Here is a 23,426-nt window from a genome sequence, read left to right on the forward strand (position 1 = left end):
GGCCGGGAGGGGTGACCAGATGACCTTGTTCCTCGGTCTCGGCATCGCGGGGATCGCTCTGCTCGCCCTGTCGCTGATCTTCGACGGGATCCTGGAGGGCCTTTTCGGGGGCCTGCTGGAGGGCCTGTTCGGCGGGCTCGTCTCCCTTCCGGTGATCGCGGGCTTCCTGTCGATGCTCGGCTTCGGCGGCGCCATCGTGCTCGGCACGACCGGGGCGGGCACCCTCGTCGCCACGGTGGCGGGGGTCGCGGCGGGACTGGTCGCCGCCCTGCTGACCTGGAAGTTCAGCCGCGCCCTGATGCGGGATCAGACCGACGCGACGCCGCGCGACGAGGACGTGGTCGGCACGTCGGGGTCGGTGGTCACCGCGATCCCGGCCGACGGCTACGGCGAGGTCCTGCTCCGCCTCGGCGGCCAGCTCGTGAAGCTGTCCGCGAGGAGCACGGTGCCGGTCGCGCGCGGCGCCGAGGTCTGGGTCGAGGCGTCGCTGTCCAGCACCTCGGTGTCGGTCCGTCCCGTCGAACGCTGACCCGGTACGCCCGGCCCCATCACCGCTCGTCTCACGACTGCCCCCGTCAGGAGGCAGAGGGGGAAACCGCATGAGTCCCGTAATGATCGCGATCGTCGGAGTCGTCGTACTCCTCTTCCTGCTCGGCCTCGCCGTGATCACCCGTTACAAGGTGGCCGGCCCCAGCCAGGCGTTCATCATCACCGGCCGCCGGGGCAAGAAGTCCGTCGACCCGGTGACCGGCCGGACCAGCATCGACAACAGCGGCCAGAAGGTCGTCGTCGGCGGCGGCGTCTTCGTCGTGCCGTTCGTGCAGCAGAAGTTCACCCTGGACCTGTCCAGCCGGCACATCCCGGTCGCCGTGCGCGGCGCCGTCACCCTGCGCGGTGTCAAGGCCCACCTCGAAGGCGTCGCGATCGTCAAGGTCGGCGGCAGCGAGGACGCGATCCGGGCCGCCGCCCAGCGCTTCCTGCGCCAGCAGGACGGCATCGTCGGCTTCACCCAGGAGGTGCTGTCCGGCGCGCTGCGCGCCATCGTCGGCCGGATGTCCGTGGAGGACATCATCCGCGACCGCGCCGCGTTCGCCGGCCAGGTGGCGGAGGAGGCCGAGGCGAGCCTGTCCGGCCAGGGCCTGATCCTGGACGCCTTCCAGATCCAGGACATCACCACCGAGGGCTCCTACCTGGAGGACCTGGGCCGCCCCGAGGCCGCCCGCGCCAAGCAGGAGGCCGACATCGCGGAGGCCATCGCCCGCCGCGCCTCGGAGCAGGCCCGGCTGAAGGCGGCCGAGGAGATCGCGATCGCCGAGCGGACGTTCTACCTGAAGCAGGCCGAGATCAAGGCCGAGACGGAGGCCGCCGCCGCCAAGGCCAACGCCGCCGGTCCGCTCGCCGAGGCCGCCCGCCAGCAGGAGGTGCTCACCGAGCAGGAGAAGGTGGCCGAGCGCCAGGCCGCGCTGACCGACCGCGAGCTCGACACCAAGGTCCGCAAGCCCGCCGACGCCGCCCGCTACCAGGCCGAGCAGGAGGCGGAGGCCCGCCGCATCGCCCAGGTCAAGGAGGCCGAAGCGGCCGCCGAGCGCGCCCGGCTCACCGGTCAGGGCGAGAAGCTGCACCGCTCCGCGCTCGCCGAGGCGGTCCGCATCGAGGGTGAGGCGGAGGCCGCCGCCATCGCGGCGCGCGGTTCGGCCGAGGCCGAGGCCATGCGGAAGAAGGCCGACGCCTTCGCGCAGTACGGCGACGCGGCCGTGCTCCAGATGCTCGTCGAGGTGCTGCCGCAGGTCGTCGCCAAGGCCGCCGAGCCGATGAGCGCGATCGACAAGATGACCGTCATCTCCACGGACGGCGCCAGTCAGCTGTCCCGTACGGTCACGGACAACGTCGCCCAGGGCATGGAGCTGCTCAGCTCCACCACCGGGGTCGACCTCGCCGCGCTGCTCCAGAACCTCAGGGGCGCGGTCCCGAAGCCGGCCGCCGAGCCGGTCGTCCAGGCCCCGGCGGCCTCGCCGGAGAAGAACGGGAAGATCGAGATCAGCGACTGATCCGCCCGCGACCAGACCCGCGTGCCCGGCCGTTTGCGCAACCGTCCGGGCCTTCGTGTGCCGGGATCCGGGACGCGACGGGAACGTGGCTGGAAAGCGCCCCTCAGGGATGGCGCATACCTCCGGATAAGGTAATGCGGAGCTAAAGAGATCACCAAGTGCCTCGCGCGTACCGCGCTCCTCGGGAGGAAGCCATGGGAACCCACCGCACCACGCTGCCCGGAGTCGGCGTCCAGTACGACTACACGACCGAGTCGGGGCAGCACATCTCCGTGGTGGTCCACCACGACGGGCGGCGGTTCATCGGCTTCTACGACCAGGACGACCCTGATTCGTGCCGGCTCTCCGTCCCCCTGACTCCACAGGAGGCGACCGGGCTCGCCCACCTCATCGACGCGGCGCCCATCGACGCCGTACGGACCGAGGGAATCGACCTGGTCACCGAGCACATCCCGCTCGGCACCCGCTCGCCGTACGGCGGCCGGCTGCTCGGCGACACCAAGGCGCGGACCCGGACCGGCGCCTCGATCGTGGCGGTGCTGCGCACCCACAGCGCGCACCCGTCACCCGGGCCGGACTTCCGGCTCGCCATCGGCGACACGCTCGTCGCCGTCGGAACGCGCGAGGGCGTCGACACGCTCTCCGAGATCATCGCGGAGGGCTGACCGTGCACGACACGACCGCACTGCTGGTGGAGCTCGGCTCCGTCATTCTGGGACTCGGCATCATCGGGCGGTTCGCCGGCCGGATAGGGCTCTCGCCGATCCCGCTCTACCTGCTGGCCGGGCTGGCCTTCGGCGAGGGCGGGCTGCTGCCGCTCGGGGCCAGCGAGGAGTTCACGGCCGTCGGCGCCGAGATCGGCGTCATCCTGCTGCTGCTCCTGCTCGGCCTCGAATACAGCGCCTCCGAGCTGGTGACCAGTCTGAAGACCCAGTACCCGTCCGGGGCCGTGGACTTCGTGCTCAACGCGACCCCGGGCGCGGTCGCCGCGCTGCTGCTCGGCTGGGGCCCGGTCGGGGCCGTCGCGCTCGCCGGTGTCACCTGGATCTCCTCCTCCGGTGTGATCGCGAAGGTCCTCGCGGACCTGGGACGGCTCGGCAACCGGGAGACCCCGGTCATCCTCGGGGTGCTGGTCATCGAGGACCTGTCGATGGCGGTCTACCTGCCGCTGCTCACCGCGATGCTCGCGGGCGTCGGACTCGCCGGCGGCAGCGTCGCCCTGCTGATCGCGCTCGGCACGGTCGGGTTCGTGCTCTATCTCGCGCTGCGGCACGGCCGGCTCATCAGCCGCGCGGTCTCCTCCGACAACCCCGAGATGCTGCTGCTCGTGGTGCTCGGGCTGACCGTCCTGGTCGCCGGGGTGGCCCAGCAGCTCCAGGTGTCGGCCGCCGTGGGCGCGTTCCTCGTCGGCATCGCGCTCTCCGGTGAGGTCGCGGAGGGCGCGCGCAAGCTGCTGACGCCGCTGCGGGACCTGTTCGCCGCCGTCTTCTTCGTGTTCTTCGGGCTCTCCACCAACCCGGCCGAGATCCCGCCGGTGCTGCTGCCGGCCGCGCTGCTCGCCGTCGTCACCGTCCTCACGAAGATCGGCACCGGCTGGTACGCGGCCCGGCGCGCCGGCATCGGACCGCGCGGGCGCTGGCGGGCGGGCGGCACGCTCGTCGCGCGCGGCGAGTTCTCCATCGTCATCGCCGGTCTGGCCGTGGCGACGGAGCCCCGCATCGGTCCCATCGCCACCGCGTACGTCCTGATCCTGGTCATCGTCGGCCCGCTCACCGCGCGCTGGACCCAGCCCATGGTCGAACGCGTCCAGAAGTGGCGCGGCAAGGACGGGGCGCCCGCCGCCCCCGTGGGCAACGCCCCGGTCCCCCCGGCCCGGGAAGAGGTCTCCGCCTCGACCGAGTGAGGTCTCCGCCTCGTCCGGGCAGCCGTGTCCGGAGTGAGGTCTCCGCCTCGTCCGGGCAGCCGTGTCCGGTGGGGGTCAGGCCCCCGTCGGCAGGTCCGGCGTCCAGCCCAGCGGGTAGGCGTCGGCGCCGTCCGCGGGGGCCGCCGCCTCGCCGCCCGCGTCGGTGAACGCCCGCAGCGCGTCGATCAGGGCGGCGCGCTGCTCGGGCGCGATGCGCTCCACGATCGAGGCGACCTCCCGGCGGCGGCCGGCCGTGACCTCCTCGACCAGCCGGTGACCCTCGGGCGTCACCCGCAGCACCGTCTCACGGCGGTTGGCCGGGTTGACCTGACGCTCCGCGAGGCCCGCCGCGATCAGCCGGTCGAGCATCCGCATCGCGGTCGAGGGGTTCACGCCGAGGCGCTCGGCGAGGGTGACGAGCTTGGCCTCCCCGTGCGTGGAGAGCACCACGAGCAGCCGGAACTGGGGCAGTGTCACCCGGTCCTCGACCGCCGCGAGGGACCGGGCGGACACCGCGACCAGCAGTCTCGACGCGGTCAGCACCGCGCGCGTCACCGCGTCGACGTCGTCCCGGTCCGGGGCGGTCGGGGGGTCATCGGGTGCCTGTCCGTGCGCGGCCATGCCCCTTTCTACCGCGCCCGGCGTGCGTACTCGAACCGGCGGTCATCCGATACGGAACCGCCGCCCAACCGGTACCGGACCGACAGCGGCGCGCACTGGCCCCGACCTTTGGATTGTGCAACGTTTGCATAGTGACGCATGAATCCGCGGCTTCGCCCGCTCCCCGGCGCCCGGCCCCGCCGACCGGCTGGCGGCGCACCGCCTTCCGGCTGCCCGTCCACATGTTCCGCATGGGGCTCGGGCCGCTCTTCGGGGGCCGGCTGCTGCTGCTCGTCCACACCGGCCGCGTCTCGGGCCTCCCCCGCCGGACCGCCGTCGAGGTCGTGGAGGCGGGCACCCGCGAGGGCCGGGCCTGCTGGACCGTCGCCTCGGGCTTCGGGCCCGGCGCGGACTGGTTCCGCAACCTGGAGCGCACCCCGCACGCCACGGTGCAGGTCGGCCGCCGGTTCCACGCGGTGACCGCGCACGTGCTGACCCCCGAGGAGGGCGGCGAGCTGATGGTGCGGTACGCGCCCCGGCACCCCCGGGTCGCCCGCCGGCTCTGCGCGTACATGGGCTTCGAGGTGGACGGCAGCGCGGAGGACTACCGGCGGGTGGGCGAGTCGATCCCGTTCGTCCGGCTCACCGAGGGCGCGAGGCGCTGACCCTCACGCTCGCGCCGGTTCCTCCGCGAGGTGCGGGCGGGGTGCGCCGGGCCGGTACAGGAACAGGGAGACGACGAGCCCGAGGGCGAAGAAGCCCGCGGACCACCAGTACGCGGTCGCGTAGCTGTCCAGCTGGGCCTGGGCGACGACGGGCGGGGTCGGCCTGCGGCCCACCAGGTAGTTCGTGGCGGCGCTGGTGGCGAGGGTGTTGAGCAGGGCCGTGCCGATGGAGCCGCCGACCTGCTGGCTGGTGTTGACCATCGCCGAGGCCACCCCGGCGTCCCGCGCCCCGACGCCCGCGGTGGCCAGGTTCATCGCCGTGGCGAAGACGGCGCCGAGACCGATGCCCAGGCAGAGCAACGGCGGCAGCACATGGGCGGCGTAGCCGCTGTTCAGGTCCAGGGCGGTCAGCCACACCATCGCGGCGGCCGCGATACCCATCCCGGTCGGGACGATCGGTTTCGCACCGAACCGCAGCAACAGCACATTCGTCGTCGTCACCGACGAGGCGATCATGCAGGCGACCATCGGCAGGAAGGCGAGCCCGGTGGAGACCGGCGAATAACCCAGGCTCTTCTGCAGGTAGTACGTGAGGAAGAGGAAGACGCCGAACATCCCGCCGCCGGAGATGAACATCGCGAGGAACGACGCCGCCCGGTCCCGGTCCAGCACCACCCGCATCGGCAGCAGCGGATGCGCCGCCCTGGTCTGCCACCACGCGAACGCCGCCACCAGCACCGCGCCCGCCACCAGGAACCCCCAGGTCAGCGGCGAACTCCAGGCGTGCGACTCGGCCTGGGAGAAGCCGTAGACGATGCAGAAGAGACCGGCCGAGACCAGCAGCGTCCCCGGGATGTCGAGCCGGGGCCGGTCGGCCGGCGCGCCCGCGGTCAGCAGCCGCCAGCCGCCCGTGAACGCGAGGAACGCGAAGACCAGGTTGACGTAGAGGCACCAACGCCAGTCCAGGTACTCCGTGAGCACCCCGCCGAGCAGCAGCCCCACCGCGCCACCCGCCCCCGCGATGGCGCCGTAGATCCCGAACGCCTTGGCCCGCTCCTTGGGCACGGTGAACGTCGTCGTGAGCAGCGACAGCGCCGCCGGGGCGAGCAGCGCGCCGAACAGGCCCTGGAGGGCGCGGGCCAGCACCAGGACCTCGAAGCTCGGGGCGGCACCGCCGATCGCGGAGGCGACCGCGAAGCCGACGAGCCCGGTCAGGAAGACCACCCGGCGGCCCACCAGGTCGGCGATGCGTCCGCCGAGCAGCAGCAGCGAGCCGAAGGCGAGGGCGTACGCCGTGACGATCCACTGCCGGTTGCCGTCGCTGAAACCGAGGTCCTGCTGGGCGGAGGGCAGCGCGATGTTCACGATCGTCGCGTCGAGCACCACCATCAGCTGGGCCAGGCCGATCACCCCGAGCACCCACCAGCGGTGGGACGGGTGATCCTCACGAGGGTTCGCCCTGCGGGTTCCTGCTTCCCGGGGACCTGCTTCACGGGCCATGGGGCGGATCTCCCTCGCTGCGCACACCGCCGGATTCCCCCGGGTGATCACGCTAGGCGGAGGGCGCCGGTCCCGCATGTGGAGCCGTTCGGACGGGCGGGTAGGGCTGGCCGGGTGCTCCCGGCGAACACAGGGTCCGCAATCGGTTGATCACATAGAGCGACTGCTATCTGTGCTGTGCATGACCCGCAAACACCCCGCGTCACCGCTGGGCGGAGCCGTACGGGCCCCGCGGCTCGCCGCCGCGGCGCTGGCCCTCGCCCTCGGCGTGGCCGGCCCCCTGGCCTCCACCGGCGAACTCGCCCACGCGCAGCCGCGCCAAGGCGGCTCCACCTTGCTCGACGAGACCTTCACCCGGGCCACGGCCCCGGACTTCACCGGGGTCGGCTCGGCCTGCCTCACCGGAGCGCCCGGAGCCGACGCCCTGCCGGGGCCCGGCAACCACCCGCTCGGGGGCTGCACGGTGGGCATCGGCCCGGAACCGCCCAACGACGCCGCCCCGCGCGGCTATCTGCGGCTGACGGACTCCTCCAACGACCAGTCCGGCGCAGTCCTCTACAACCACGCGCTGCCTGCCGGCGACGGCCTGGACGTCACCTTCGACCAGTGGCAGTACGGCACCACCACGGGTGCCATCGCCCCGGCCGACGGCATCTCGTTCTTCCTGGTCGACGGTGAAGCGGAGCTGACCCACCCCGGCGCCTTCGGCGGCAGCCTCGGGTACGCGCAGAAACTGCCCGACGACGACCCGACCGCCGAGTTCCTTCCCGGTGTGGACCGTGGCTATCTGGGAATCGGGCTCGACGTCCTCGGCAACTACTTCGGTGACTGGGAACACCGGGGCAACGGCTGCCCGCCCGATCAGCGCTCGCCCGCGGGCACGGCGTTCCACGTGCCCGCACCCGGGCCGAACATGGTCACGCTGCGCGGCCCCGGCGACGGCATCGAGGGTTACTGCTTCCTCACCGCCACCACCAGCAACTTCTCCACCACCGGCCCCTGGCCGTCGACCCTCCCCGGACAACTGCACGGGCCGACCACCGAGGTGTCGAGCGATCCCGTCCAGGCCGAGCAGGACCTTGAGCCCTCGCGCCGTCGCGTTCACGTGGTGATCACCCCGGCACCGGACCCGCAGGTCACCGTGTCCATCGACTTCAACGACGGCAACGGCTCCCAGCAGGTCCTCCAGGCCGACGCGCCGAGCCCCGTACCCGCGACCTACAAGTTCGGATTCGCGGCCTCCACCGGTCTGTTCACGGACACCCACCTCATCCGCAATGTGGCCGTGCGCACCGAACGGCCGCTGCCCCGGCTGAATCTCGTGAAGCAGGTCGTGCAGCCGCTGCCCGGTGACCTCACGGCCGGCACGCAGGTGCCCTACGAGTTCGTGGTCACCAATGCGGGAGGCACGACCATCGACGACCTCGCCGTCGACGACCCGAAGACAGGCCCGGTCTCCTGCCCCGTGACACGTCTCGCGCCCGGTGAGACGGTCACCTGCACGGCGACGTACACGGTGACGTCCGCCGACGTCGCCAACGGCTCGATCGACAACACGGCCACGGCGTCAGGCACGTCAGGTGGCGAGCCGGTCACCTCCCCGCCCTCGTCGGAGACCGTGCCGATCGAGCGGGCGCCCGGCATCTCGGTCGAGAAGCGGGTCGAGACCCCCGGCCCGTACTCGGTCGGGCAGACGGTCACGTACGCCTATACCGTCCGCAACACCGGCGGGACGGAGCTGACCGGTGTCGCCGTCCACGACGACCACGTCACGGACATCACCTGCGAGTCGACCACGCTCGCCCCGGCGGAGGAGGCCGGTGACAGCACCACCTGCACCGGCACCTACACGATCACCGCGGCCGACGGTACGGCCGGTTCCGTGACCAACACCGCCACGGCGACCGGTACGGCGGACGGGGAGACCGTCACCTCGCCGGAGACGTATCAGACCCTTCCGGTCGGGCAGCCCCACCTGACGCTGCACAAGAAGGCCGTCTCCAAGGGCCCCTTCCGGGTCGGCACCGAGGTCCGTTACGCGTACACGGTCACCAACACCGGCAGCACCCAGCTGCACGACGTGCACGTGGCGGACAACCGTGTCGCCTCGGTGGTCTGCGACGCGACCACGCTGGCGCCCGGGGCGAGCACCACCTGCCACGGCACCTACCGCATCACCCGGGCAGACATCGACCTCTGCCGGCAGAGCGGCAACCGCGGCGGCGGTGGCAAGGGCACCATCACGTGCCGGATCACCAACGTGGCCCAGGCCGGCGCCACCGGCCCGCAGGGCGAAGAGGTCGCGAGCGACACCGCCTCGGCCACGGTCACCGTCACGGCCAAGCCCAAGAAGTGCAGGTGTCACAAGCACGAGGGCAAGCAGCACAGCGGCGGCTGACGCACCCCGCGCACCGATCGGCGCCGCACCCTCCCAGGGGCGGCGCCGATCCACGTGCCGGCCGAAGGCCCCGCCTGCCGGGCCCGCCCAGCGGGCGGACGGCGCCGCTTGCGCGACACGCCTCAGACCTCCTTGGCGGGCCAGTCCAGCAGCCTGGCGCCGATCACCGCGGTCTGGAGCGTGTAGCGGTGCTGGGGATCCGCCGGGTCGGAGCCGGTCAACTGGTGGATGCGTTCCAGCCGGTACGTGAGGGCCCGGACGCTCAGCGAGAGGCGGCGGGCGGTCTCGGCGGCGACACAGCCCGCGTCGAAGTACACCGACAGCGTCCTGAGGAGCGGTTCGGCGCCGCCCCGGGCCTTCTGGAGCGGGCCCAGCTCACTGCGTACGAGATCGGCCATGGCCTGCCGGTCGCGGGTCAGCACCGGGTAGACCAGCAGGTCGGCGGCGTAGAGAACGGGGTCGTCCAGGTCCAGCCGGTCCGCGAGGTCCAGCGCGTCCAGCGCCTCGTCGTACGACTGGACGACGCCGCCGGGGCCCCGGTGGGGGCGGCCGACGGCGACCCGGCCGCCGTCCGTCGCCGCGTGCGCCTGCTTCGCGAAGTAGCGCAGGAGGTCGGGCTGGCTGCCGGGCGCGACGCAGACCATGCGCCCGTCCTTCGTGGTGAGCAGGATCTTGCGCCCGCTGAACCGGGCCAGCATCGCCGACTCCACGTGCCGGGGCACCGCCTCCGTCTCGGTGTACGCCTCCGGGCCCGTCGCCACCGCCACCGCGTGGGCGCGCGAGAGGCGCAGTCCGAAGCGGGTGGCCCGCTCGGCGAGCCGGCCCAGATCGCTGCGCCCGTACAGGAGGTCGTCGATGAACTCGCGCCTGGCGGCCTCCTCGCGGCGCACGCTGAGGCGCTGGGCGCGCTCGAAGCCGTCGGCGAAGGCGTCGACCGCCTGCTCCATCGCGGCCAGCGCGCTGTCGGCGGAGGCCGCCGCGGCGGCGGGGGTCGCGCCGGGGGCGAGGGCGGGCCAGGCGGCGCGGGTCTCGGCGAGATGCATGCGGACGAGGGCGCGGAGCTGGTGGCCCGCCTCGGCGGCCTCCCGGCCCAGGGCGCGGCGGGAATCCAACTCCTCGCGGGTGAGCCGCCGGCCCGAGACGGCCGCCCCGCCGAGTATCCGTGCGTAACCCTCCAGAAAGCTGTCGGGAATCACCGGTTCCGCCACGCGTCCGCCTCCGTTCCTGTTCCGTATGTACACCGAGCCCAACGCGTGGGGGCCGATGCCGGTGCCCGGCATCGGGGAGCGGCGAACGTTGCCGTGTTCCGGCAATGCGTCCGAGCCTGCCCGGATGTCACGATCCTGTCAGCACCCACCGGGGAACCACGGGGGAAAACGGGGGAGTCACGGGGGTGCACGGGGGATCGGGGGAAGACCCGGATGCCGCGGTGTCGTCGAGGGTGACACCGCGGCACCGGGGTCACCGACCGGTCCGCGCGGACACCGGCGGCACCGTCGGCGGAACGGACGGGGGTCGGGATCGATGCGGGAGTTCATGGACGCGACGCTGTCCTTCCCGGCCGTGCTCTTCGCCGCCGCGCTGGTCGTCGTCATCGCCTTCTGGCTGCTCGTCCTGGTCGGCGCGGCCGACCACCACTCCTTCCACGCCGACCTGGACGCCGATCTCGCGGGCGTCGGAGGCGTCCCGGTCACCGTCTCGGTGTCCCTGATGATCGCCGTCGGCTGGTTCTCCGCCCTGACCGGTTCGGTCCTGGTGCACCGCTCGGGCGCCACCGGAGCGCCGCGCGCCGTGCTGGCCTGCGCGGTCCTCGCCGGGGCGCTGCTGCTCGCCTGGGGTGCGGTGCGACTCCTCGTCCACCACTTCCGGCGCCTCTTCCCCGACCAGCCTCCGCCATCGCGCCAGGACTTCCTGGGCCGCGTCTGCACGATCCGTACCGGCTCGGTCTCCACGGACTTCGGCCAGGCCGAGGTCACCGCCGACGACGGGACCACCGCCACCGTCCAGGTGCGCCAACTGGAGCCCGTCGACGCGGAGCTGATCTCCGGACGCTCCGGACTGCTGTACGCGTACGACGAGGCCGGGGAGTTCTTCTGGGTCTCGGCCTACGACAAGGCGCTCGATCCGGGTCCGCCGCACGGCCGTACGGCCTCCGGCCCCGCCGTCTGAACCACCGCCCCTACGGGCGCGGTGTGCCCGTCCGGGCTGCCCGGACGCCGTGTGCCGCCGTGCCCTGTTTCACGTGAAACCCGCTCGCTTCCGTAATCCCAGCCGCCAAGGACTGTCATGGATGCCATCTCCTTGGGCCTCGGCCTGCTCGTCGCCGTGGTCCTGCTCATCGCCGTAGCCGTGCTGCTGATCATCACCCGGCTCTTCCGCAAAGTGGAGCAGGGCAAGGCCCTGATCATCTCCAAGACCAAGAAGGTCGACGTGACCTTCACCGGTGCCGTCGTCCTGCCGGTGCTGCACAAGGCCGAGTCCATGGACATCTCGGTCAAGACCATCGAGATCCGGCGCACCGGGCGCGAGGGTCTGATCTGCCAGGACAACATCCGCGCCGACATCCACATCACGTTCTTCGTGCGGGTCAACAAGACCGTCGAGGACGTCAAGAAGGTCGCCCAGTCCATCGGCACCGAGCGCGCCAGCGACAAGGTCGCCATCCAGGAGTTCTTCGCGGCGAAGTTCTCCGAGGCGCTGAAGACCGTCGGCAAGCAGCTGGACTTCGTGGACCTGTACACGAAGCGCGAGGAGTTCCGCGACCGGATCATCCGGGTCATCGGTACCGACCTGAACGGCTACCACCTGGACGACGCGGCGATCGACTTCCTGGAGCAGACCCCGATGGCGCAGCTCGACAGCGCCAACATCCTGGACGCCCAGGGAATCCGGAAGATCACCGAGCTGACCGCGATCGAGCACGTCCGCACCAACGAGTTCCAGCGCACCGAGCAGAAGGAGATCACCCGGCAGGACGTCGACGCCCGGGAGACCATCCTGGAGCTGGAGCGCCGGCAGGCGGAGGCGGAGATCAAGCAGCGCCGCGAGGTCGAGACGCTGCGGGCCCGTGAGGAGGCCGTGACCGCCCGGGTCCAGGAGGAGGAACGCCTGGGCGCACAGGCCGCGTTCATCAGGACCGAGGAGCAACTGGGCATCCAGCGGGAGAACCAGGCCCGGGAGATCGCCGTCGCGCAGAAGAACCGCGAGCGGGTCATCGCCGTGGAGAACGAGCGCATCGAGAAGGACCGGCTGCTGGAGGTCATCGGGCGCGAGCGCGAGACCGAGCTGAACCGCATCGCCGCGACGAAGGAGGTCGAGGCGGAGCGCCGCGAGGTCGCCGACGTCATCCGCGAGCGGATCGCGGTGGACCGTACGGTCGCCGAGCAGGAGGAGTCCATCAAGACGCTCCGGTCCGTCGAGGAGTCCGAGCGCACCCGCAAGTCCGTCATCATCGCCGCCGAGGCGGAGGCGCAGGAGCGGCTGGTCAAGGACATCAAGGCGGCCGAGGCGGCGGAGGCGGCGGCCACCCACCGGGCGGCCGAGCAGCTGACGCTCGCGGAGGCCCGGCTGAAGACCGCCGACCTGGACGCGCAGGCCAAGCTGCGGCTGGCCGAGGGGGTCCAGGCGGAGACGGCGGCGCCCGGCCTCGCGGACGTCCAGGTGCGGGACGCGGCGGCGGAGGTGATCGAGAAGACGGGGCTCGCCGAGGCCGGGGCCACGTCCGCGCGGCTCAAGGCCGAGGCCGAGGGCGCCCGTCTCAAGGCACTCGCGGACGCGGAGGGTACGCAGGCGCAGGCGTCGGCCGACGCGGCGATGATCGGCGAGAAGCTCAAGGCGGAGGCAGCGGGACTCACGGAGAAGGCGGCCGCGATGGCGGCGCTGGACGACGCCTCGCGGGGGCACGAGGAGTACCGGCTGCGGCTGGCCGCCGAGAAGGAGATCCGGCTCGCGGGACTCGACGTCCAGCGGCAGGTCGCCGAGGCGCAGGCGACGGTGCTCGCCACGGGTCTGGAGAACGCGGACATCGACATCGTCGGCGGCGAGTCGATGTTCTTCGACCGGCTGGTGTCGTCCATCTCGATGGGCAAGAGCCTGGACGGCTTCGTCTCGCACTCGGACACGGCGAAGGCCCTGGCCGGTCCGTGGCTGAACGGCGACTCCTCGTTCACGGAGGACCTGACGCGGGTGCTGTCGTCGGTGTCCACGGGCGACCTGCAGAACCTGACGGTGTCGGCGCTGCTGATGCGGATGATGGCTTCGCCGTCGTCCGGGATCGGTGCGGACCAGGTCCGCGCGCTGCTGGACCACGCGCGCTCACTGGGGCTCGCGGATGTGCCGGTGAGCGGCCTGGCGGCCACCGGCCTGAACGGGACACCGGTGGCCTGACCGACACCCGTCGCCTGAACGCCCCGCCCAGCCCCGTCCGTCCTCGATCGCCGGACGGGCCGGGCGGGGCGGGCCCCTCAAGCCCGTCCGGCGATCGAGGGCACCACCGCAAGGATCACCAAGGAGCACCCAGTGGACAACGTGACCGCCCCCGCCGCCGGGGACTACGACGTCCTGCGGCGCCGCCTCCGCACCCACGCCACCGAGCTCACCCGCAGGGCCACCGCCCTCAACGCCCGCCGCACCGAGGCGTTCGGCGCGACCGGCCTCCAGCTCCTCGGCAGCGAGCAGATCCGGACGGACCGCCCGGCCGTCCCCCGCGACCTCGTCGCGCTCGGCGGCGAGCTGCTGTTCGGCTTCGAACGCGGCCCGGGCCGGCAGAGCCGGCCCGCCGTGGAGGACGTCCTCGCGCTGTACGCCGCCGACCTCGCCCCCGGCACCGGCGCCCCGCTGACCGACGCCTCCTTCGTCCGTGAATTCGACGGTCTGCACCGCTACTTCCGCGACGCCCGCCTGCTGCGGCTGCGCCGGACCGAGGGCCGCCTCCTGGCGGTCTTCCGTACCGGCGAGACCGCCGACGACATCCGGGTCCTGCGCTGGGCGCTGAACCCGGACGGCTCCCCGGGCGCGTTCCTCGACGGGCGCGGCGAGCGCGACCACGTCTTCCCGCCGTCGCACGACTTCACCTGGACGACGGCGGGCCGCGAGGCCCACGTCGCGGGCCGCCACCCGCACATCGCCATCGGCTGCGCGGCCGCGCTGTACGTGGACACGCTCGGCGGCACGCTCACGGTGAAGACCGAGGACGACACGGAGACCCCGGACGGGATCTACGAGGAGCCGGTCACCGAACCCCTCCAGTCGCTCGCGGACGCCGAGGTCGAGTACGCGGAGCTGGGCCCGCTCGTGCTGCTGCGGGTGCGCCCGTACAAGGAGGAGGCGCGGCGCCACCTCGTCTTCAACGCGCTCCTCGGCACCGTCACCCGCCTCGACGGCATCGGCCCGGCCTGCCAACGGCTCCCCGAGGACCAGGGGATCATCTTCCCGGGCGGGTTCTACCTGACGACCGGCGAGGCCCGGACGTTCGACATCGCGCGCCCGCTCACCGACCCGGTCTTCGAGGAAGCCGTGCGCTCCCCGAACGGCGAGGACGTGCTGTACGTCTTCCGCTCCCGGCAGGACGGCCGCAGCCTGCTGCTGCCGTACAACGTGATCCGCCAGGAGGTGGCGACCCCGCTCCAGGGCCGGGGCCACGCGCTGCTGGACGACGGCACGCTCGTCGTGCTGCGCGACCCGGTGGAGGGCGGCGAGGGCGGCGCGGCGCGCGTCCACCCGTTGCAGCGCTGGCGGACTCCGTACGTGTCCGACACGTACGCCGCGTCCCGCCCGACCGGCGAAGGCCCGCTGGCCCGGGTCGGCAACGCCGACCTCGTGCGCGGGATCTCCGACTGCCTGGCCCTCGCGCACGCCGCGTCCGGGACGCAGCCGACCGCCGCCGGGTACGACCGGCTGGTCGCCGACTGCGTACGGGCCGGGGACCGCTACCACTGGCTGGACGACGCCGAACTGGAGGCGCTGGCCGAGCCGCTGGGCGAGCTGGGGAAGACCGCGCGCCAGGTCGTCGCGGAGTTCGAGGCGGTCCAGGCGCTGACCCGGCAGGCCGCCGACGCCTTCGCCGAGACCGCCGACCGCGTCACCGCCCTGGTCCGCCGGGTCCGCGGCGAGGCCCCGAGCACGGCCGCCGAGTGGGTCGGCCGACTGACCGAACTGCGCGCGGCGCACGGCCGCCTGGCGACCCTCGCCGAGATGCGGTACGCGGACGTCGAGCGCGTCGAGGCGCTGGCCGCCGCCACCGCCGAGGACATCGAGGCGGCGGGCCGCCGCGCGGTCGCCTTCCTGGCCAGGGACGACGCGTTCGCCGGCTACCACGAGGACATCGCCCGCCTCACCGAGGAGGCCGCCGGGCTCGCCACGGTCACCGACGCCGCCGCCCTCGGGGACCGGCTGGCCGCCATGACGGACGGGCTGAGCACGGTCACGGACGTCGTCGCCGGCCTGGACATCGGCGACGGATTGGTCCGTACATCGATCCTGGAGCGCATCGCGGAGGTCCTGGGCGCCGTCAACCGGGCCCGCGCCACGCTCGACGCCCGCCGCCGCGCGCTGGCGGACCACGAGGGCCGGGCCGAGTTCGCCGCCGAATCCGCGCTGCTCGGGCAGGCCGTCACGGCCGCGCTGGCCGCCGCCGGGACACCGGAGTCGTGCGACGGGCAACTGGCCAGGCTGCTGCTCCAGCTGGAGAACCTGGAGGCGCGGTTCGCGGAGTACGACGACTTCCTGGCCGAGCTGGGCGAGCGCCGGACGGAGGTGTACGAGGCGTTCTCGGCGCGCAAGCAGGGCCTCCAGGACGAACTGGCCCGCCGCACCGAACGCCTCGCGGACTCGGCGGCGCGCGTGCTGGAGACGGTCGCCCGGCGCGGCGCCGCCCTTACCGACGCGGACGCCGTCCACACCTACTTCGCCTCCGACCCGATGGTCGCCAAGATCCGGCGGACCGCCGAGGAGCTGCGGGCGCTCGGCGACACCGTGCGCGCGGAGGAGCTGGACGGGCAGCTGCTCGCCGCCCGCCAGGAGGCGGGCCGGGCCCTGCGCGACCGGGACGAGCTGTACGCGGACGGCGGGTCGGTGATCCGCCTCGGCCGGCACCGGTTCGCGGTGAACACCCAGCCGTTCGAGCTGACCCTCGTGCCGCAGGACGGCACGCTCGCGTTCGCCGTCACCGGGACCGACTACCGGATGCCGGTGACCGACCCGGGGTTCGCCGCGACCCGCCCCTACTGGGACCGGACGCTCCCCTCCGAGTCCCCGGCCGTCTACCGGGGCGAGCACCTGGCCGCCCGCCTCCTCGAAGAGCACGGCGCGGACCGGCTGGCCTCCCTGGACGACGGCGAACTCGCCGCGCTTGTCCGTGAGTCCGCCGCCGCCGCGTACGACGAGGGGTATCAGCGCGGGGTCCACGACGAGGACGCGACCGCGATCCTGTCCGCGCTGCTGCGGCTGCACGCGGGTGCCGGGCTGCTGCGCTTCCCGCCGGGCGTCCGGGCCGCCGCCCAGCTGTTCTGGGCCCATGGGGCGGACGAGGCCCGCCGGGTCTCCTGGACGCGCCGGGCCCGCTCGCTGGCCCGCGCCCGGGAGACGTTCGGGCTCGCCCCGGCGGTCGCCGCGCTCCAGGAGGAGTGGGCGGCGGTGATCGGCGGCGAGGGGGCGCGGTCCGTCGCCGCGTACCTCTTCGAGGAGCTGACCGGCGGACCCGACGGCTTCGTGACGGGCGCCTCCGTCGTCACGTTCCTGGACAAGTTCCGCCACGCCACCGGCACGTCGGCGTACGACGACGACCTCACCGCCCTCGCCGACGACCTGCCGGCCCGGCGCCAGCTCGTGGAGGGCTGGCTGAGCTCGTACGCGGAGGCGAGCGGCACCGGCATCGAACCGGGCGACCTCGCGGAGGCCGTCGCCGTCGAGCTGTGCCCCGAGCCGCTGCTCGGCCGGTACGCGGCCGACGCGCCGCTCACCGAGACCGTCGACGGGCTCCTCGGCGTCCACCCGCGCATCGAGCGCGGCCGGCTCACCGTCCGCATCGACGAACTCCTGGCCCGCACGGAGGAGTTCCGTAACGTCGCCGTGCCCGGATTCCGCGCCTACCAGCGCCGGCGCACCGCCCTGGTCGCCGCCGAGCGCACCCGGCTGCGCCTTGACGACCACCGGCCGCGCGTGATGTCGGCGTTCGTACGCAACCGGCTGCTCGACGAGGTCTACCTGCCGCTGATCGGGGACAGCCTCGCCAAGCAGCTCTCCACCGCCGACGCCGACCGCCGCACCGACTCGCAGGGCCTGCTGCTGCTCGTATCGCCGCCCGGCTACGGCAAGACGACGCTCATGGAGTACGTCGCCGACCGGCTCGGGCTCGTCCTCGTCAAGATCAGCGGTCCCAACCTGGGGCACGACGTGACCTCGCTCGACCCCGCGCAGGCGGGCAGCGCCACCGCGCGCCAGGAGATCGAGAAGATCAACTTCGCTCTTGAGGCGGGCAACAACACGCTGCTCCACCTGGACGACATCCAGCACACCTCACCGGAACTCCTCCAGAAGTTCATCCCGCTCTGCGATGCCACGCGCCGCGTCGAGGGGGTGCGGGACGGTGAGCCGCGCACGTACGACCTGCGGGGCAAGCGGTTCGCGGTGTGCATGGCGGGCAACCCGTACACCGAGTCCGGCGCGCGCTTCCAGGTGCCCGACATGCTCGCCAACCGGGCGGACGTGTGGAACCTGGGCGAGGTGCTGTCCGGCCGCGAGGACACCTTCGCGCTGAGCTTCGTGGAGAACGCGCTGACCGCGAATCCGGTGCTCGCCCCGCTCGCGGGCCGCTCCCGCGAGGACCTGGCGCTGCTGCTGCGGCTCGCCACCGACGACCCCACGGCCCGTCCGGAACAGCTCGAACACCCCTACGCGCCCGCCGAGGTGGACCGGATCACCGCCGTTCTGCGGCATCTGCTGCGGGCCCGGGACACGGTGCTCGCGGTCAACGCCGCGTACATCGCCTCGGCCGCGCAGACCGACGCCACCCGCACCGAACCCCCGTTCCGGCTCCAGGGTTCGTACCGCAACATGAACCGGATCGCGGAGCGGATCGCGCCCGTGATGAACGACGCCGAACTGACCGCCGTCGTGGACGACCACTACGCGGGCGAGGCGCAGACCCTGACCAGCGGCGCGGAGGCCGCGCTCCTGAAGCTCGCCGCACTGCGGGGCACACTCACGCCCGCGCAGGCCGAACGGTGGGCGGCGCTCTGCTCCTCGTACGTCCGCACGCAGGCGCTGGGCGGGCCCGAGGGCGATCCGATGACCCGAGCGGTGGCGGCGCTGGGGCTGCTCGCGGACCGGATCGCGGCCGTCGAGACGGCGATCGGGCGCGCCGCCGATCCCCGCCACCTGCCGGCGCACCACCCCGAGGGCCGCTGACCGTCCTCGATCACCGGAAGGGAGCAAGGCATGCTGGGACACGTGTCCTCCTTCCCCCAGCAACCCCAACCCTCCCCGCTTTCCGGCCACATGGTCGTCTGCGGGGACGACGCGCTCGCCCAGCGGCTCGCCGTGGAGCTGCGGTACGTCTACGGGGAACGGGTCACCCTCGTCGTGCCACCGGAGCCGGGCGCGGTCAGGCCGGACGAGCCCCTGAGCGGGCGCGGGCGGGCCGCCGCGCTGTTCGGACGGATGGCGTCCGCGATGAACCGCAACGGCGGTGGTCTGCCGCACGGTTCGGACGGCGACACCAACGCCGGCGTCGAGGCGGTGCGCATCCTCCAGGCGGCCGAGCCGTCCGACGAGTCGCTGTCGGAGGCCGGCATAGCCCGGGCCTCGGCGGTCGCCCTCGTCTACGACGACGACGAGCGCAACATCCGGGCCGCGCTCACCGCCCGGCGGCTCAACCCCCGTGTGCGGCTGGTGATCCGGCTCTACAACCGCAAGCTGGGCCAGCATCTGGAGACCCTGCTCGACCAGGCGGCGGCCGTCGCGTCCCCCGGGCTCGACCCGGCCGCGATCGACGCCTCCACCACGGTGCTGTCCGACGCCGACACCGCCGCGCCCGCCCTCGCGGCCACCGCGCTCGCCGGGTCGACCCGGGTGATCCGGGCCGAGGGCCTGTTCCTGCGCGCCGCCGAGCGCACCCCGCCCCGGGGCGGCCAGGTCCCCGACCCCGGCCTGTGCACCCTGGCCCTGCTCTCGTCCACCACCCACGACCCGGCGGGCGCGGAGGGCTCCGACAGCAGCGGCGCGGAGGGACCGCAGCTGCTGCCCGGGCCGGCGGAGATCGCCGCCGCGACCGGGCGCGGCACGGTCGTGCTGGAGGCCGTCACGCAGTCCGGTCCGGCCGCCCCGAAGCCCCGGATGAGCGGCCGGAGCGCGCCGCTGAGCCAGTTCTTCTCACGGCGGCTGCGGTGGTCGGCGCTGGGTGTCGGGCTCGCGGTGCTCGGGCTGGCGGTGGCGTCCTCGCTCACCACCGGCGACCACCCCCTGCACGCGGCCTACCTCACCCTGCTCGACCTGTTCGCGATGGGCGACCCGGCGATCGGTGAGCCCACCGCCCGCCAGGTGATCCAGATCCTGTCCGGCATCGCGGGCCTGATGCTCCTGCCGCTGCTGGTGGCGGGGGTCCTGGAGGCGTTCGGTTCGCTGCGCAGCGCCTCCTCGTTGCGGCGGCCGCCGCGCGGGCTGTCCGGGCACGTGGTGCTGCTCGGGCTGGGCAAGATCGGCACCCGGGTCCTGGTGCACCTGCGGGAGCTGGGCATCCCGGTGGTCTGCGTGGAGGAGGACCCGGAAGCGCGGGGCATCCCGCTCGCCCGGCGGCTGCACGTGCCGGTGGTGCTCGGTGACGTCACGGACGAGGGGGTGCTCGAAGCGGCCAAGATCGGCCGCTCACGCGGGCTCCTCGCGCTGACCAGCGCCGACACGACGAACCTGGAGGCGGCGCTGTACGCCAGGTCGCTCAAGCCGAACCTGCGGGTGACGGTCCGCCTCTTCGACGACGAGTTCGCCACGGCGGTCTACCGCACGCTGCGCACGGCGCACCCGCAGGCGATCACCCGCTCCCGCTCGGTCTCCCACCTGGCGGGCCCCTCGTTCGCGGTCGCGATGATGGGCCGGCAGATCCTGGGCGCGATCCCGGTCGAACGCAAGGTGCTCCTGTTCGCGGCGGTGGAGGCCGGCGGCCACCCCCAGCTGGAGGGCCGCACGGTCGACCAGGCGTTCCGCGAGGGTGCCTGGCGCGTCCTGGCCCTGGACGTGGCCCCGGGCTCCCTCGTCTGGAACATCCACCCCGGCTACGTGCTCCGCCCGACGGACCGCGTGATCATCGCCGCGACGCGCAGGGGGCTCGCGGAGCTGCTGGGACGGCGCCGCCGTGCCAGCCCGTCCGGCGTCTGAGGACGGAACCTACGGCCGCCAGCCCCGGCGGCACAGCACCAGCCGGTACCCGTCCGGATCCTCCACCGTGACCCCCCACTCGTTCCAGTACGGGTTCGGCGAGCTGACCCTCGTACCGCCGCAGGCGAGCAGCCGGGCCACCAGCTCGTCCGGAACCGGGCCGTCCAGGTACAGGACGAGCAGATCCTCCTCGGTGGGCCGGGGGTCCACCGGTCCCCGCGTGAGCTCCAGATGCCAGGAGGCTTCGGGATGCCCCACCATGAGGAGGTCATGTGTTCCGGGCTTCCGTCCCGCGTCCGCGCGGAAGAGGACCGTCAGCCCCAGCCCGTCCACCCAGAACCGCTCGGCGGCGGCGAGACCGCGGGAGGGCCGGGCGAGGCGGACATGCGTTTCGGCGGTGAGATTCACGGGAGCCCCTTCGTCGGGCGGCGCGCGGCCGCGTAGCCGCAGCGTAGGAGCCGGCAGGGACGCGCGCATCGGCCATCGGTCCTGGTCCCCGGGACCGGGGCCTGGGTTCCGTCCTCGGACGCCGGGCGGGCTGGGTCAGGCCCTAGGAATACCCCGCCCCCGGCCCCCGTTGTACGATGCGTCCAGTTAGTTCAACGTTCAACCACTACCGACCAGGAGGCGGACGCCATGCAGTTCGGGATCTTCACCGTCGGGGACGTCACCACCGACCCCACCACCGGTACGACGCCGAGCGAGCACGAGCGGATCAAGGCCACCGTCGCCATCGCGCGCAAGGCCGAGGAGGTCGGGCTCGACGTCTTCGCGACCGGCGAGCACCACAATCCGCCGTTCGTCCCCTCGTCGCCGACCACCACGCTCGGTTACATCGCGGCGCAGACGAAGAGCATCGTCCTGTCGACCTCGACCACGCTGATCACCACCAACGACCCGGTGAAGATCGCCGAGGACTACGCCACGCTCCAGCACCTCGCGGACGGCCGCGTGGACCTGATGATGGGGCGCGGGAACACCGGCCCGGTGTACCCCTGGTTCGGCAAGGACATCCGCCAGGGCATCCCGCTCGCCATCGAGAACTACGCCCTGCTGCACAAGCTGTGGCGGGAGGACGTCGTGGACTGGGAGGGCAAGTTCCGTACGCCGCTCCAGTCGTTCACCTCGACCCCTCGCCCCCTGGACGGCGTGCCGCCGTTCGTCTGGCACGGCTCCATCCGCTCGCCGGAGATCGCCGAGCAGGCCGCGTACTACGGCGACGGCTTCTTCCACAACAACATCTTCTGGCCCATGGAGCACACGAAGAAGATGGTGCACCTGTACCGCCAGCGGTACGCGCACTACGGCCACGGCACCGCCGAGCAGGCGATCGTCGGCCTCGGCGGACAGGTGTTCATGCGGAAGAACTCGCAGGACGCGGTACGCGAGTTCCGCCCGTACTTCGACAACGCGCCGGTCTACGGCCACGGCCCGTCGATGGAGGACTTCACCCAGCAGACGCCCCTGACCGTGGGCTCGCCCCAGGAGGTCATCGAGCGGACGCTGACCTTCCGGGACGCGGTCGGCGACTACCAGCGCCAGCTGTTCCTGATGGACCACGCGGGACTGCCGCTGAAGACGGTCCTCGAACAGCTCGACATCCTCGGCGAGGAGGTCGTCCCCGTCCTGCGCAAGGAGTTCGCCGCCCTGCGCCCGGCCGGTGTCCCCGAGACCGCGCCGCTGCACCCCGCCTACGCCGCCACGAAGGAGAGCTGACCGTGTTCGCCACCGAACCCGTGAGGATCGTCGCCGTATCGGCGGGACTCAGCACCCCGTCCTCGACCCGGCTGCTGGCCGACCGGCTGGCCGCCGCCGCCCGGGAGCGGATCGAGGCCGCGCAGGACCGCCCGGTCGACGTCCGGGTGGTCGAGCTGCGCGACCTGGCCGCGGACATCGCGAGCCACCTGGTGTCCGGCTTCCCGCCGCCCGCCCTGGAGGACGCGCTCGCCGCGGTGACGGGCGCCGACGGGCTGATCGCGGTCACGCCGGTGTTCACCGCCTCGTACAGCGGCCTGTTCAAGTCGTTCTTCGACCTGGTCGAGAACACGGCGCTGACCGGCAAGCCCGTGCTCGTCGCCGCGACCGGCGGCACGCCCCGGCACTCGCTGGTCCTGGAACACGCGATGCGCCCGCTCTTCGCCTACCTGCGCGCCGTCACCCTGCCGACCTCGGTCTACGCGGCGTCGGAGGACTGGGGCGCGTCCGGCGACGAGTACAGCGAGGGCCTGCCCGCCCGCATCCGGCGCGCGGGCGGGGAGCTGGCCGACGCCGTCACGGGCGGCCGCGCCGTCTCCGGCGCGACCAGGACGCCCGGTCTGGACGACGAGGTGGTCCCGTTCGAACAGCGGCTCGCGGCCCTGCGCCCGGCCTGACCGTCCGGACCGCCGCGAATCGCCGTTTCGCCCGTTTTGACTAGAGTCGTACGGGAAGACGTGTGCGAGCGGGACCGAGCACAACCGCAGAACCCAGCTGGAGGCAGAGATGGGCAGGATCGTGGTGGGCGTCGACGGCTCCGAGTCGTCGGTCAAGGCACTGCACTGGGCCGTGCGCCAGGCGGAGCTGACCGGTGACACGGTCGAGGCCGTCAACAGCTGGGAGTACCCCGCCACCAGCTGGGCGTCGATGATGCCGGGCCTCCCCGAGGACTTCGACCCCCAGGCCATGGCCACGGTGTCGCTCACCGAGACGCTGGAGGAGGCCCTGGGCGCCCAGGGCGCCGCCGCCGTCAGCAAGGTCGTCGTGATCGGCAACCCGGCCCAGGCCCTGCTCGACCGGGCGGAGGGCGCGAACCTGCTGGTCGTGGGCGCGCGCGGGTACAGCGGTTTCAAGGCGACCCTGCTCGGCTCGGTCAGCCTGCACGTCACCCAGCACGCCTCGTGCCCGGTGACCGTCGTCCGCGCCTGACCAGGTACGACGGGTGGGCCCCGCACCACGTGTGGTGCGGG

Annotated in this window: 17 protein-coding genes; 13 read left to right on the top strand and 4 right to left on the bottom strand. The window is 73.0% G+C overall.

All coding sequences use genetic code 11. The features are described from left to right. Positions 1 to 19: 19 nt before the first annotated feature. The 4 genes from ACN6LM_RS15745 to ACN6LM_RS15760 all read left to right on the top strand — a co-directional run bounded on the left by ACN6LM_RS15745 (position 20) and on the right by ACN6LM_RS15760 (position 3,951). Positions 20 to 529, top strand: coding sequence for a hypothetical protein (locus tag ACN6LM_RS15745; protein WP_445065984.1), 510 nt, complete (start codon positions 20 to 22; stop codon positions 527 to 529). 70 nt (positions 530 to 599) lie between these two features. Further along, positions 600 to 2,048 carry a flotillin family protein gene (locus tag ACN6LM_RS15750; RefSeq protein ID WP_445065985.1) on the top strand — a complete coding sequence of 483 codons (1,449 nt, stop codon included), beginning with the start codon at positions 600 to 602 and terminating at the stop codon, positions 2,046 to 2,048. Between the two features lie 194 nt (positions 2,049 to 2,242). After that, a complete protein-coding gene (locus ACN6LM_RS15755; RefSeq protein ID WP_072487793.1) occupies positions 2,243 to 2,713 on the top strand; it encodes a cation:proton antiporter regulatory subunit in 471 nt (156 codons plus the stop codon). 2 nt (positions 2,714 to 2,715) lie between these two features. Continuing rightward, the gene (locus tag ACN6LM_RS15760; protein ID WP_445065986.1) at positions 2,716 to 3,951 is read left to right on the top strand and encodes a cation:proton antiporter; all 1,236 of its coding nucleotides are present in this window, start codon (positions 2,716 to 2,718) and stop codon (positions 3,949 to 3,951) included. A 75-nt stretch (positions 3,952 to 4,026) separates the two neighbouring features. On the opposite strand, the gene ACN6LM_RS15765 is transcribed toward ACN6LM_RS15760, so the two are convergent. After that, positions 4,027 to 4,572: a MarR family winged helix-turn-helix transcriptional regulator gene (locus ACN6LM_RS15765; RefSeq protein ID WP_445065987.1), complete on the bottom strand. Its 546-nt coding sequence runs from the start codon at positions 4,570 to 4,572 to the stop codon at positions 4,027 to 4,029. 131 nt (positions 4,573 to 4,703) lie between these two features. Between ACN6LM_RS15765 and ACN6LM_RS15770 the strand changes: the two genes are divergently transcribed. After that, on the top strand, positions 4,704 to 5,216 hold the full coding sequence (locus ACN6LM_RS15770; RefSeq protein WP_445065988.1) for a nitroreductase family deazaflavin-dependent oxidoreductase: 513 nt from the start codon (positions 4,704 to 4,706) through the stop codon (positions 5,214 to 5,216). A gap of 3 nt (positions 5,217 to 5,219) precedes the next feature. On the opposite strand, the gene ACN6LM_RS15775 is transcribed toward ACN6LM_RS15770, so the two are convergent. Continuing rightward, positions 5,220 to 6,716 (bottom strand): MFS transporter, encoded by a 1,497-nt coding sequence (locus tag ACN6LM_RS15775; protein ID WP_445065989.1) that lies wholly within the window; start codon positions 6,714 to 6,716, stop codon positions 5,220 to 5,222. A gap of 181 nt (positions 6,717 to 6,897) precedes the next feature. Between ACN6LM_RS15775 and ACN6LM_RS15780 the strand changes: the two genes are divergently transcribed. Beyond that, positions 6,898 to 9,114, top strand: a complete 2,217-nt coding sequence (locus ACN6LM_RS15780) for a DUF7507 domain-containing protein (RefSeq protein WP_445065990.1) — start codon at positions 6,898 to 6,900, stop codon at positions 9,112 to 9,114. 122 nt (positions 9,115 to 9,236) lie between these two features. Here ACN6LM_RS15780 and ACN6LM_RS15785 read toward each other — a convergent pair whose 3' ends face one another. Further along, positions 9,237 to 10,322, bottom strand: a complete 1,086-nt coding sequence (locus tag ACN6LM_RS15785; RefSeq protein WP_445065991.1) for a PucR family transcriptional regulator — start codon at positions 10,320 to 10,322, stop codon at positions 9,237 to 9,239. Positions 10,323 to 10,638: 316 nt separating this feature from the next. Here ACN6LM_RS15785 and ACN6LM_RS15790 point away from each other — a divergent pair, with 316 nt between their 5' ends. The 4 genes from ACN6LM_RS15790 to ACN6LM_RS15805 all read left to right on the top strand — a co-directional run bounded on the left by ACN6LM_RS15790 (position 10,639) and on the right by ACN6LM_RS15805 (position 20,481). Beyond that, positions 10,639 to 11,283, top strand: coding sequence for a hypothetical protein (locus ACN6LM_RS15790; protein WP_445065992.1), 645 nt, complete (start codon positions 10,639 to 10,641; stop codon positions 11,281 to 11,283). 117 nt (positions 11,284 to 11,400) lie between these two features. Further along, positions 11,401 to 13,500 (top strand): flotillin family protein, encoded by a 2,100-nt coding sequence (locus tag ACN6LM_RS15795; protein WP_445065993.1) that lies wholly within the window; start codon positions 11,401 to 11,403, stop codon positions 13,498 to 13,500. Between the two features lie 132 nt (positions 13,501 to 13,632). Beyond that, on the top strand, positions 13,633 to 18,519 hold the full coding sequence (locus ACN6LM_RS15800; RefSeq protein ID WP_445065994.1) for a DNA repair ATPase: 4,887 nt from the start codon (positions 13,633 to 13,635) through the stop codon (positions 18,517 to 18,519). A gap of 30 nt (positions 18,520 to 18,549) precedes the next feature. After that, a complete protein-coding gene (locus tag ACN6LM_RS15805) occupies positions 18,550 to 20,481 on the top strand; it encodes an NAD-binding protein (RefSeq protein ID WP_445065995.1) in 1,932 nt (643 codons plus the stop codon). Between the two features lie 9 nt (positions 20,482 to 20,490). Here ACN6LM_RS15805 and ACN6LM_RS15810 read toward each other — a convergent pair whose 3' ends face one another. Next, positions 20,491 to 20,889: a VOC family protein gene (locus tag ACN6LM_RS15810; protein WP_445065996.1), complete on the bottom strand. Its 399-nt coding sequence runs from the start codon at positions 20,887 to 20,889 to the stop codon at positions 20,491 to 20,493. Between the two features lie 228 nt (positions 20,890 to 21,117). Here ACN6LM_RS15810 and ACN6LM_RS15815 point away from each other — a divergent pair, with 228 nt between their 5' ends. The 3 genes from ACN6LM_RS15815 to ACN6LM_RS15825 all read left to right on the top strand — a co-directional run bounded on the left by ACN6LM_RS15815 (position 21,118) and on the right by ACN6LM_RS15825 (position 23,385). Continuing rightward, a complete protein-coding gene (locus ACN6LM_RS15815) occupies positions 21,118 to 22,197 on the top strand; it encodes an LLM class flavin-dependent oxidoreductase (protein WP_445065997.1) in 1,080 nt (359 codons plus the stop codon). 2 nt (positions 22,198 to 22,199) lie between these two features. Continuing rightward, positions 22,200 to 22,853 carry a CE1759 family FMN reductase gene (locus ACN6LM_RS15820; protein WP_445065998.1) on the top strand — a complete coding sequence of 218 codons (654 nt, stop codon included), beginning with the start codon at positions 22,200 to 22,202 and terminating at the stop codon, positions 22,851 to 22,853. A gap of 109 nt (positions 22,854 to 22,962) precedes the next feature. Next, complete coding sequence (locus tag ACN6LM_RS15825) at positions 22,963 to 23,385, top strand: universal stress protein (protein ID WP_093708017.1); 423 nt, start codon at positions 22,963 to 22,965, stop codon at positions 23,383 to 23,385. Positions 23,386 to 23,426 lie beyond the last annotated feature (41 nt).

The sequence above is a fragment of the Streptomyces sp. SAS_281 genome, assembly GCF_052542855.1.